Origin of the sequence: Blastococcus tunisiensis, from assembly GCF_900112815.1 — a bacterium.
Taxonomy (GTDB): domain Bacteria; phylum Actinomycetota; class Actinomycetes; order Mycobacteriales; family Geodermatophilaceae; genus Blastococcus_B; species Blastococcus_B tunisiensis.
Window position 1 is genome coordinate 46,076 of sequence record NZ_FOND01000026.1, and the last position, 10,295, is coordinate 56,370.

General features: G+C 73.6%; 16 protein-coding genes. 7 read left to right on the plus strand and 9 right to left on the minus strand.

Features of this window, described 5'->3' with window-relative positions:
- Positions 1 to 215: 215 nt before the first annotated feature.
- The 4 genes from BM142_RS22055 to BM142_RS22070 are packed head-to-tail and all read left to right on the plus strand — an operon-like array spanning position 216 to position 2,052.
- Positions 216 to 431 carry a hypothetical protein gene (locus tag BM142_RS22055; RefSeq protein ID WP_254791148.1) on the plus strand — a complete coding sequence of 72 codons (216 nt, stop codon included), beginning with the start codon at positions 216 to 218 and terminating at the stop codon, positions 429 to 431.
- A gap of 17 nt (positions 432 to 448) precedes the next feature.
- Positions 449 to 877, plus strand: coding sequence for a MarR family winged helix-turn-helix transcriptional regulator (locus BM142_RS22060; RefSeq protein WP_092203317.1), 429 nt, complete (start codon positions 449 to 451; stop codon positions 875 to 877).
- Positions 878 to 918: 41 nt separating this feature from the next.
- On the plus strand, positions 919 to 1,560 hold the full coding sequence (locus tag BM142_RS22065) for a TetR/AcrR family transcriptional regulator (protein ID WP_139228984.1): 642 nt from the start codon (positions 919 to 921) through the stop codon (positions 1,558 to 1,560).
- A gap of 9 nt (positions 1,561 to 1,569) precedes the next feature.
- On the plus strand, positions 1,570 to 2,052 hold the full coding sequence (locus BM142_RS22070; protein ID WP_092203321.1) for an SRPBCC family protein: 483 nt from the start codon (positions 1,570 to 1,572) through the stop codon (positions 2,050 to 2,052).
- A gap of 24 nt (positions 2,053 to 2,076) precedes the next feature.
- Here BM142_RS22070 and BM142_RS22075 read toward each other — a convergent pair whose 3' ends face one another.
- Together BM142_RS22075 and BM142_RS22080 are read right to left on the minus strand one after the other, a co-directional pair.
- Positions 2,077 to 3,366: an RNA polymerase sigma factor gene (locus BM142_RS22075; RefSeq protein WP_254791149.1), complete on the minus strand. Its 1,290-nt coding sequence runs from the start codon at positions 3,364 to 3,366 to the stop codon at positions 2,077 to 2,079.
- Positions 3,363 to 3,788 (minus strand): YciI family protein, encoded by a 426-nt coding sequence (locus tag BM142_RS22080; RefSeq protein ID WP_092203323.1) that lies wholly within the window; start codon positions 3,786 to 3,788, stop codon positions 3,363 to 3,365. The genes BM142_RS22075 and BM142_RS22080 overlap by 4 nt, the downstream gene beginning before the upstream one ends.
- Positions 3,789 to 3,984: 196 nt before the next feature.
- On the opposite strand from BM142_RS22080, the gene BM142_RS22085 reads away from it, so the two are divergent.
- Positions 3,985 to 4,665, plus strand: coding sequence for a hypothetical protein (locus tag BM142_RS22085; RefSeq protein WP_092203325.1), 681 nt, complete (start codon positions 3,985 to 3,987; stop codon positions 4,663 to 4,665).
- Here BM142_RS22085 and BM142_RS22090 read toward each other — a convergent pair.
- The 3 genes from BM142_RS22090 to BM142_RS22100 form a co-directional block, all read right to left on the minus strand.
- Positions 4,647 to 5,540, minus strand: a complete 894-nt coding sequence (locus tag BM142_RS22090) for a potassium channel family protein (RefSeq protein WP_092203327.1) — start codon at positions 5,538 to 5,540, stop codon at positions 4,647 to 4,649. The genes BM142_RS22085 and BM142_RS22090 overlap by 19 nt on opposite strands.
- Positions 5,541 to 5,656: 116 nt before the next feature.
- On the minus strand, positions 5,657 to 6,106 hold the full coding sequence (locus BM142_RS24750) for an LppU/SCO3897 family protein (protein ID WP_092203329.1): 450 nt from the start codon (positions 6,104 to 6,106) through the stop codon (positions 5,657 to 5,659).
- 229 nt (positions 6,107 to 6,335) lie between these two features.
- Positions 6,336 to 6,587 (minus strand): hypothetical protein, encoded by a 252-nt coding sequence (locus tag BM142_RS22100; protein ID WP_092203331.1) that lies wholly within the window; start codon positions 6,585 to 6,587, stop codon positions 6,336 to 6,338.
- A 472-nt stretch (positions 6,588 to 7,059) separates the two neighbouring features.
- On the opposite strand from BM142_RS22100, the gene BM142_RS22105 reads away from it, so the two are divergent.
- Positions 7,060 to 7,341, plus strand: coding sequence for a DUF427 domain-containing protein (locus BM142_RS22105; protein WP_092203333.1), 282 nt, complete (start codon positions 7,060 to 7,062; stop codon positions 7,339 to 7,341).
- A gap of 25 nt (positions 7,342 to 7,366) precedes the next feature.
- On the opposite strand, the gene BM142_RS22110 is transcribed toward BM142_RS22105, so the two are convergent.
- The 4 genes from BM142_RS22110 to BM142_RS22125 all read right to left on the minus strand — a co-directional run bounded on the left by BM142_RS22110 (position 7,367) and on the right by BM142_RS22125 (position 9,936).
- Positions 7,367 to 7,780 carry a hypothetical protein gene (locus BM142_RS22110; protein ID WP_092203335.1) on the minus strand — a complete coding sequence of 138 codons (414 nt, stop codon included), beginning with the start codon at positions 7,778 to 7,780 and terminating at the stop codon, positions 7,367 to 7,369.
- Between the two features lie 165 nt (positions 7,781 to 7,945).
- The gene (locus tag BM142_RS22115; protein WP_092203337.1) at positions 7,946 to 8,920 is read right to left on the minus strand and encodes a hypothetical protein; all 975 of its coding nucleotides are present in this window, start codon (positions 8,918 to 8,920) and stop codon (positions 7,946 to 7,948) included.
- A gap of 192 nt (positions 8,921 to 9,112) precedes the next feature.
- Entirely contained in the window at positions 9,113 to 9,316 is a 204-nt protein-coding gene (locus BM142_RS22120) for a hypothetical protein (RefSeq protein WP_092203339.1), read from the minus strand.
- A gap of 146 nt (positions 9,317 to 9,462) precedes the next feature.
- Entirely contained in the window at positions 9,463 to 9,936 is a 474-nt protein-coding gene (locus tag BM142_RS22125) for an NUDIX hydrolase (protein ID WP_175527403.1), read from the minus strand.
- Positions 9,937 to 10,035: 99 nt separating this feature from the next.
- Between BM142_RS22125 and BM142_RS25345 the strand changes: the two genes are divergently transcribed.
- The coding region (locus tag BM142_RS25345; RefSeq protein ID WP_254791150.1) for a helix-turn-helix domain-containing protein at positions 10,036 to 10,295 on the plus strand (260 nt) is incomplete at its 3' end.

Genomic DNA, 10,295 nt, shown 5'->3' on the forward strand with positions numbered 1-10,295 from the left:
GGCCGGACGACGGCGAAGCCCGGTCCGGCCAGGCTGTCCTCCACGCCCGCGCCTCCAGCAGGGCGGCACGCCGGCGCAGCACGAACTCGCGGAACCCGTTCTCGCCGTCGGCCTCCATCACGTTCCTCTCCCCCGTCCACCTCCTTGCACGTCGCGAGGGCTCCGGAAGGTTGACCGCACCGGCGCACCCGCGACGGACCGCCACACTGGTCGGCGTGGACGACGCGACCCCCCTGTGCTCGGCCAAGGGCTGCCGGGCCCCCGCCCGCTGGCGGCTGGTCTGGAACAACCCCCGGCTGCACACGCCGGACCGGGAGAAGGGATGGGCGGCGTGCGACGAGCACCGGGAACCGCTGTCGCACCACCTGGCGATCCGCTCGTTCCTGCGCCGGGTCGAACCGCTCGACGACGATGAGACGTCGAACGGTTAGACCTCTAAGATGGCTCCGTGGCAGGGGACGACGACTCGCTCGGCCTCACCATCGGCCGGGTCGCCAAGGAGGTGACCCGGGCGTTCGACGACGTGCTCGCCGCCGCCGGCGGCTCCTCCCCCGCGTGGCAGGTGCTGCGGGCGCTGTCGACCGGCACCCACCGCACGCAGGCCGACCTCGCCGCGGCCGTCGGGGTGCGCCAGCCGACGCTCAGCCACCACCTGGAGGAGATGGAGCGCGCCGGCCTGGTCGTCCGGGAACGCACGGACGGCAACCGGCGGGTCCAGGTCGTCACCGTGACGGAACCCGGGCGGCAGCTGTTCCTGCGCCTCCGCCGGGCGGCGGCCTCGTTCGACGGCCGGCTGCGCGCGGGCCTGGAGGACGCCGACGTCGCACACCTGCGACGACTGCTCGACCAGCTCAGGGACAACGCCCGGCCGGACTGATCCCCCTTGACGGCCGACACGTTCGGCTACACCCTCTAGCCGTGGCTACGGATGCCAGCCGCCCGCCGACCAGGATCGAGCGCCGCCGCGCGGCCGTGCGGGACGAGGCGCTGGAGCACGCACTCGCCCTCATGGCCGAGCAGGGAGTCGGCGCGCTGACGGTGTCGGAGGTGGCCCGCCGCATGGGGATCCGCGGGCCGTCGCTGTACAAGTACTTCCCCCGCCGGCACGCCATGTACGACGCGCTGTTCGCCCGCGGCCTGCGCGCTCAGCAGGATGCCGTGCGCGCCGCGGTCGACGGCCTGGAGCCCGGCCTCCCCCGCCTGCGCGCCGGCGCCCGGGCCGTCGTGCGCTGGGCGGTCGAGCACCCCGCGTCCGCCCAGCTGCTCCACTGGCGACCGGTCCCCGGTTTCGCGCCCTCCCCCGCTGTCTTCGCCCCCGCGGTCGACGAGATGGCCGACGTCCGGACGGAGTTCGCCGAGGCCGTCCGGCTCGGCCAGCTGGCACCGGCCGCCGACACCGACGACACGGTCCGCCTCTGGACCGTCGTGCTCAGCGGGCTCATCTCCCAGCAGTTGGCCAACCAGCCGGGCGCCTCCTTCCCGGACGGGATCTTCAGCCGGCTCACCGACCGTGCGATCGAGCAGTTCCTCTCCGCGTACCGCCCTCCCCCCGCACCCTGAGGAGTCGCCATGCAGACGCTCGACCACGACGAGGCCAGCATCGTCGTCACCGCACCGCCCGAGCACGTCTACGCCCTGGTCGCCGACGTCACCCGCACCCCCGAGTTCAGCCCCGAGATCACGAGCTGCCGCTGGCTCGACGGCGCCACCGGCCCGGCGGTCGGCGCGCGCTTCGAGGCGGTCAACACCAACGCGCGAGGCAGGAGCTGGAAGAACCGGCCGGTGGTGACCGTCGCGGAGCCCGGCCGGGAGTTCGCGGTCACCCGCAGCGAGCCGTTCGCCGGGACGATCACCTGGCGCTACCGCTTCGAACCGGTGGGCAGAGGCACACGGGTGGTCGAGAGCTACCAGGTGGACCGGCCGGTCAGCCGGATCGGCAGGTTCGTGATCGAGCGGGTCTTCGGCGACCGCGATCGGCGAGGGGCGCTGCACGCCGGGATGCGGACCACCCTGGACCGGCTGCGGACCGCTGCGGAGGCGGGCTCCTCCTGAGGGCCGGGATCGCCCGTCGGCCCGCTACTCGCCGACGCCCCTGCCGCAGGCGGCGGCACGATCGAGCAGCACCGCGCGCTCCCGCTCGTTGCGGGTGAGCAGCGCGGCCGCCTCGAACTGCGCACGGGCCTCCTCCCGCCGGCCCAGCTGCTCCAGCAGGTCGGCGCGCACGGTGGGCAGGTGGTGGTAGCCCCGGAGCGCCGGGACGTCGGCCAGCCGGTCGACGAGCGCGAGGCCCGCGTCCGGCCCGTAGGCCCGGGACACGGCGACGGCCCGGTTGAGCTCGACCACCGGTGACGGCGTCAGCGCGGCCAGCGCCTCGTACAGCGCGGCGATGCGCACCCAGTCGGTGTCGTCGAACGTCGCCGCACGCGCGTGGCAGGCGGCGATCGAGGCCTGGAGCGCATAGGGGCCGAGCGCCGTCCCGGTGCTCTCGGCGCGCTCGAGCGCCGCCAGGCCGCGCCGGACGAGGACGTGGTCCCACCGGGCACGGTCCTGGTCCGCGAGGAGCACCGGCTCGCCGTCGCGCCCGACGCGGGCAGCCAGCCGCGACGCCTGGATCTCCATCAGCGCCACCAGGCCGTGCACCTCGGGCTCGTCGGGGACCAGGCCGGCCAGGATGCGCCCCAGCCGCATGGCCTCCTGGCACAGCGACGGCCGGACCCAGTCCTCCCCCGCCGTCGCCGAGTACCCCTCGTTGAAGACGAGGTACAGCACCTCGAGCACCGACCCGATCCGCGCGGCGAGCTCCTCGCCGGCGGGCGTCTCGAACGGCACGTGGGCGGCGGCGAGCGTCCGCTTGGCGCGCACGATCCGCTGCGCGAGCGTCTTCTCCGGCACGAGGAATGCGCGCGCGATCTCGTCGGTGGTCAGGCCCCCGACGAGCCGCAGCGTGAGGGCCACCCGGGCATCGCGGGACAGGACCGGATGGCAGGCGGTGAACACCAGCCGCAGGACGTCGTCCTCCACCTCCTCGTCCAGCGCCGCGGCCCAGTCGGGCTCCTCGGCGTCCCCGAGCTCGCGGCCCAGCTCCTGGGTCTTGCGGCGCAGGTTCTCGGCCCGGCGGAACGTGTCGATCGCCCGGTGCTTGGCGGTGGCCATCAGCCACGCCCCCGGCTTGGCCGGCACGCCGGTGTCCCGCCACTGCTCGAGCGCCGCGAGCAGGGCGTCCTGGGCGAGGTCCTCCGCCAGCCCGACGTCCCCGGTCACGCGGGCGAGCGCGCCGACGATGCGGGCGGACTCCATCCGCCAGACGGCGTCGACGACGCGGTGCAGGTCCGCGGTCGACGCCGTCCGGGCAGCCGGGGTGGTCACCGACCCCGCTGCTGCGCGACGGTCTCGCGCAGCGCGTTCTCCTTCTCCTGGAGCCCGGGCGTGAAGGCCTCGCCGAAGTCCTCGGCGGTCGAGAAGGGGCGGATCTCGAGCTCGCCGCCGCGGAACGGCGCCTTCTTCGCCCACTCGATCGCCTCCTCGCGGGAGGACACCTCGAAGACCCAGTACCCGGAGACCAGCTCCTTGGTCTCGGTGAACGGGCCGTCGATGACGGTGGCGTTGCCGTCCTGGTCGAACTGCACGCGGGCGCCGTGCCTGCTGGGCCGCAGGCCGTCACCGTCGAGCATGATGCCGGCCTTCACCAGCTCCTCGTTGTAGGCGCCCATCGCCGCCAGCAGCTCCTGGGGCGGCAGCTCGCCCCGCTCGCTCGCCTCGTCCGCCTTGACGATCACCATGAAGCGCATCGCAGGTTCTCCTTCGCATCCCGTCCGGTGAACGGGGGCCGGTCGTGGCGACCGGCGCGGACCCCGTTCTACCGACACGTCGAACGGCCGACGCCGGGATCGACACGGTCGCCCGGGTATTTTTCCGGCATCCTTCCCGGCGGCAGGGACACCGGTCCCGCGGGGTGCACGGGCGCCACACGGGTAGGCCTGCACCATGGACCGCCCGCCCCAGCCCCCCGACGCCCCCGACGCCCCCGAGACGGAGGGCCTGGCCCGCCGACTCGACAAGCCGATGGGCGTGCTGGGCCTGGTCTTCGTCCTGGTGGTCCTCGGCCAGTCACTGGCCACCGAGCCCTGGCTGGTGACCACGCTGACGGTGCTCGGCTGGGTGGCCTGGGCGATCTTCGTGGCGGAGTTCGCCTACCGGGCGCTGACGGCTCGCGACCGGCGCCGGTTCTGGGCCCGCAACTGGTGGCAGCTGATCTTCCTGGCCGTGCCCTTCCTCCGGTTCGTCCGGGCTCTCGCGTTCCTGCGGGTGGCGCGGGTGGGCGGGATGCTGTCCGCGGCGGTCCGGGGGTCGCGATCGGCGGGCCGGCTGCTATCCGGGCGGATCGGCTGGCTCGTCGCGGTCACCGGTGTGGTGGTCCTGGCCGCGAGCCAGCTGCTGTACGTCGTCGGCGCCTACGACAGCTACGGCCCGGCCCTCTACGACGCCGCGCTGGCGACTGTCAGCGGGGAACCGCTCTCCGCCGAGGGTGGGCTCGCCCGCTTCCTCGACGTGGCCCTCGCGGTCTACTCGGTCGCGGTGTTCGCCACGGTGGCCGGCGCCCTGGGCGCCTACTTCCTGGACCGCAACCGGCCGGAGCCTGCGACGACTCAGGTGCGATCCGCGTAGTTGTGGGCCCGGGCGTAGGCGGCCAGGATCTCGCCGGTGGATCCCCCCACGCCGAGGAACTGCCGGTCGAGCACCCGCGCGAAGTCGTCGATCGCCGTGCTGAGCAGCGTGGCAGCGAGCCGGACGTCGTTGCGGGGCGCCTCGTGCCCGGCCGCGCACAGCGTGGATGCGACCGACAGCATGGCCGGGAGCGCGGCCTCTTCGTCGCCGTCGCGGAAGTAGAAGGTCTCGCTGTACTGGGTGACGTCGACCCGCGCCTGGACGAGCGCGCCGGCGAGGCTCTCCAGCAACGGCGCGGCGAGGGTCGAATGGGGGTCCTGGACGAGGTCGAAGGCGGAGACGGTGCGCAACTGGGCCAGCCGGACGGCGAGCGCCCGGCGGCGGGTGAGCGCGGGGTAGACCTGCAGCACCCAGGTCACCGATCCGGTGAGGAGGGCGAACCCGATCAGCCCCTGGACCGGGACCACGGCGCGCAGCCAACCCGCCGTCGGGACGATGTCACCGAAGCCCAGCGTGGCGAGGGTGACCGTGGACGCGTAGATGGCGTCGAGCACCACGCTGCGCTCGCTCACGTCGAGACCGCTCTGGTACTGGAAGCTCTCCGGGAGGTGCGGCACGTACACCAGCGCGCCGCCGCCGATGAGCAGCACCAGCCACATGCCGATGACCAGGGCCAGGGCGATCGGCCCGGTCAGCACCCCGGCGGTGCCCCGGTCGCGCCGGCGCTGCCCCAGCCGCCACAGCCCGCGCATGACGAGGTGGCTCAGGTCCCCCCGCCCGCTCGGGTGCCAGATGGTGTGGAAGATGTCCCGCAGCGCGACCAGGACGAGGACCGCCCCGACGCCCGTGATCAGCCAGTCCGCCCAGTACGCCATCGCCGGTCAGCCTGCCAAACGACGGCGCTGCCGGCTCGACGGGGAGGACCGGCGGTCCGCCGCCGGAGCACCGGATGCCCCCCGGCGGACCGGCGGGGCACCCGGGCGACGACCGGTCAGATCGCCGCGGCGCAGTAGATGGTGCCCGGCTCGGTCATCAGGTCGCCGAACCACAGCGCGCCCTCGGTCTCGGCGAAGTCGACGCAGAGGTCCTCGATCGACGCCGCGTCGAACTCCGACCGGGTCATCTCCTGCTCGTCGATGCCGACGATCCTGAACTGCGCCTCGGGGGCATCGCAGTCGACGACCTCGACGTCGCTCTCGCCGCTGCTCTGCACGCAGTCGCCGACCTCCGGGTCGCCGGCGCCGAACCAGCCGGTCAGGGAACCGAGACCGACGACGGCGGCGGCCAGGACCGCGCCACCGATGCCCAGCCACTTCTTCGCGCCGCTCTTCTGCTGGTCCTCGGGGGCGGCGGCGGAGGCGCCACCCTGGGGCGGCGCCCAGGCGCCGTCGGGGGTACCGGGCCGGGGGGCCGGGGCGGCGGGGTCGGACGGGTAGGTCACGGGTGCTCCTGGGCGTTCGCTGGGAGTGGTGCGATCGCGCAGATCATCGCCCGCCGCGGCTCTGACCAGGGCGGACGCGGCATCGCCCAGGCATCGGTGCGGTCACGAACCGCTCCGGCCGCCCCGGGAACCCCACCGGACCCCGGGGCCACCGGCGGCGGGAGCGATGACGACAGGAGTCTCGTGCACGCCGTCGCGACGTTCGCCCTCCTGCCTTGGTGACCGCAGGTCACACCGGCGCGGCCGCCCCCGGGAACGGGTCGACCAGGACGGCGGTGGAGCCGGTCCCGCTGTTGTAGATGTCGCTCTCGTCCTCGGCGCCGCGCTGGCTCACCACGAGCATGTAGGTGATGAGCGCCGCGACGACGAGGACGATGCCCAGCGGGACGAGGATCCGGAACCGCCTGCGGGAGCGCTCGGCCCCCTCGTCCGCTCCCTGCCCGGAGCGGTCGCGGTCGGGCTCGTCCGACGGTGTCGCCATCGTCCCTCCTCGGGTCGGCGGGCTGTCCTCCGGACTCATGCCCCTGTCGTCGGGACCTACGCCTGAGCCGACATGTCGGGTCGTCGACATGTCGATTCGTCGACCTGTGCCGAGATCGGACCCGTGCGGGGGACGCGCGGGGCTGGCGCACCTGAGTAGCGTCAGGGGCAACATCCTCTGCTGCCCGGGAGGCACCCCGTCGCTACGTGGCCAGGACGCTGCGCCGAAGCCCATCTGGGTTGCCCCTGCCGGGGTGACCGGACGATCCACGAGGAACGGTCCAAGGAGATCAGCGAGGCCCGCGCCCACGCGCAGGAGGCCGTCGACTGCCCCGAGTGCGGCGCGGCCACCAGCCCGCTGAGCATCGTCAGCTGGGGGCACTGCCGGGCCTGCCGGACGGCGCAGTCGAGGGAGATGTACCCGCTGCGCTGGTGAGCTGCGCGCCCGCCCCTGCCCGGAGGACCATCGGGGCATGACCACAGCCAGCTGGAACGGGACCGTCGTCGCCGAGTCCGACGACATCGTGACCGTCGAGGGGAACGCCTACTTCCCGCGCGACGCGGTGCGCGCCGACGTGCTGCGCCCCTCGGACGCGCAGACCGTCTGCCACTGGAAGGGCACCGCGTCCTACTACGACCTCGAGGTCGACGGGCAGGTCAACGCGGCAGCCGCCTGGTACTACCCGGAGCCCGAGGACGCCGCGAAGGAGATCGCCGGGCGGGTGGCCTTCTGGAAGGGCGTCGAGATCCGCTAGTGGGCCCGCCGTCGAGCCCCCGATGTCAGTGGGAGGGGCGGGCGCCGGCGAGCTCCCGCGCCGCCTCCGCCGCATCGGCGTCGAGCTGGCGGGAGATCGCGGTCTGGAAGGAGTCGTAGGCGGCGTCCGGGGTCGTGCCGAGGGCCGTGCCGATCTCGTCCCAGCCGGCACCACCGCGGAGGGCGGCGCGGATGCCGACCAGCTGGCTGTCGTGCGCCTTGCGCGCGACGACCTCGCCGAGGGCGAGCAGCTCCAGCGCCTCGAAGGTGTCCAGCGACGTGTCGACGTCCTTCAGCGACGACGCCCAGGCGTCGTCGTCGTTCTCCTGCACGACGTTGAGCGCGGTGTTCCCGGTGTCCCGGCGGCTGAGGAAGTCCAGACGGGTCGCGGCGGTCGTCAGCGAGAACTCCGCCTCGAGGGCTTCGGGGGTGATGCTCATGCCCGCAGACTTCCCCGTTCGCCCCGGCGCGCCAAACCGCCGCTTCGGGTGACCCTCGATACCCCTCCCCCGCCCCGCGGGGCGCTACGGAGCGGACGCGGGCGCACACGCGGAAGGGCCCGCACCCCCGAGACGGGGATGCGGGCCCTGCGGCGTGCAGTGGGATCAGGCGTCGACGCCCACCGCGTCCTTGGCCAGGGCGGCCAGCTGGGTCTGCGCGGCGCTGGCCACGTTCGACCGGTTCTTGTGGGTCTCCTCGTAGCGGATCACCACGTTGATGTCGTGCGCCGTCTTCAGGCTCTTGACGGCCTTCACCGCGTCGCCGACGGAGAGGGTGTCGTAGTTCTTGATCGGCAGCTCGTCGGCGGAGACGTCACCGAGCTCCTCGCGGGCGGAGCGGGCCGCGGCGGCGGCGTCCTTGTCGCCCTCGCGGTCGGCGATCTGCTCGGCGCGGCGCAGCGACGCGCCACGACCGGCGGCGAAGGTGTCCCGGACGGCCTCGGACAGGGCGTGCGCCCGGTCGGTGACGGCGGCGAAGCGGTCGGAGGTCTCCTCACCGGCGCTCTTCACCGAGTCCACGGCGTTGTTCACCGTGTTGGCCCAGAACCGGACGGGGGCGTTGACCGCGCGGGCCACGCCACCGGCGACCTTCTGAACCGGGGTCGGGACGAGCGCCGCCGGGCCGCCCATGGCCTCCTCGGCCAGGACGACGGTCAGCCACTCGACGGTCGCCGAGTGGGCGTCGACGAGCTTCTCGGCGAGCTTGCGCACGTCGGTCTTGCCGGCCTGGTCGGCGAGGACCTTCAGGTAGGTCGCGCGGTCCAGCAGCTGGTGCTCGAGCTGCAGGTCGGTCAGCAGCGCCTCCTCGACCGGGGCGGCCTGCTCGAAGGTGGCCTTGATGACGGCGGAGAGCCGGCCGACCGTCGGGGTGACGACGTCGGGCACGCCACCGAGCGCGCGCAGCTGCTCGGTGATCTCCAGGGCCCGGGCCGCGGCGTTGTCGGCGTTCTGCGTGAGCTCGCGGCGCACGGCGTCCGTGCGGGCCTGCGAGATCCGGGTGCGGGCGACCTGCTCCTCCGTCTGCGTGAGCAGGACGAGGGCGCGCAGCTGGTTGATCAGGGTGCTCGTGGTGTCGGTCATGACGAAGGAACAACTCCAAGGATTCGGGGATGACCTGACGGTCTTGTTCATGCCCCACGAACCCGGAGTGCTAACTCCTGCAAGCGGATTGCTAGCGGTGAGCCTCGTCACCCGCCCGCCGTCGGGGTGGGCACCGTCCACGCTGACGGCGCCCACGTCGAGGGGACCTCCGGCACGGGAGGTCCCGATCGGTCAGACGGCGGCCGCGGGTTCGTTCTCCACCGACCGGCGAGGGCTCACCGGGAACCGGAGGACCGGCTGGGTGTCGTCGTCCAGGAGGTGGCGGGGTGCCAGGCGCACCCGGCGGGCGGGCAGCGCGGACGGCGGCAGGAGCTTGCCGCAGCCGACGCAGTAGCGGCCCCGCTGTTCGACTGCGCTGCAGTGGGTGCAGGTCATGGTGCCTCCTCCGACTCGGACGTCCCCCACGGGCTCGTCGGAGGAGACCTTCGCAGGTCACGGGCCCGCATCCGGGCGGTTCCCGTCGCGTGGGACGACCTGTAATCCGACCGTCACCTACCGTGAGAGCTTGCGCACAGGCCCCGCTACGGCCGGCCGTCGAGGACCTCGACCAGCCGGTCGAGGAACGGTCGCTGGCCCGTCAGCAGCCGTGCCCTCGCCTCGTCCAGGGCGAACCAGGCCGCCCGGTCGATCTCGGGGAACTCCTGCACCCGTCCGGAGCGCGGCGGCCACTCCAGCTCGAAGGTGTTGCTCCGGGTCGTGGTCGCGTCCAGATCGCCCTCGGCGGCCCAGACCGTGAGCACCTTGGCGCTCGTCACCCGGTGCGAACCGAGCGGCACGAGGTCGGCCGCCGGCACGGGCGAGCCCAGCTCCTCGGCGAACTCCCGCCGGGCGACGGCGAGCGGGTCCTCCTCCGGGCCGTGCTCGCCCTTCGGGATCGACCAGGCGCCGGCGTCCTTCCGCGCCCAGAACGGGCCGCCCATGTGCCCGAGCAGCACCTCGGGCCCGCCCGGCCGCCGCCGGTACAGCAGGATCCCGGCACTCGTCCTCGTCGCCACCGGGCCCTCCTCCTGTGCAGACCGTGCGCTGGTCGGCAGTTCTCCACGCTCGGGTTCAAGGAGTCGACGCAACACCTCGATGAAGACGAGGTGTTGTCGATGGGTACGACCGGGCATGTTCCGCTCCCGAACGAGGTGCGCCGACGGTTCTGGCGGTTGATCGCCGCGGGATCCTCCACCGAGGACGCCGCGGCAGCTGTCGGGGTCACCGGCAGCACCGGGCGCCGGTGGTTCCTCGGGGCCGGCGGCATCCCGCCGGTACATCTGGCCGAGCCCAAAGGCCGATACCTGTCCTTCAGCGAGCGCGAGGAGATCGCCCTGGATCGGGCAGCCGGTCTGGGCGTCCGGGAGATCGCCCG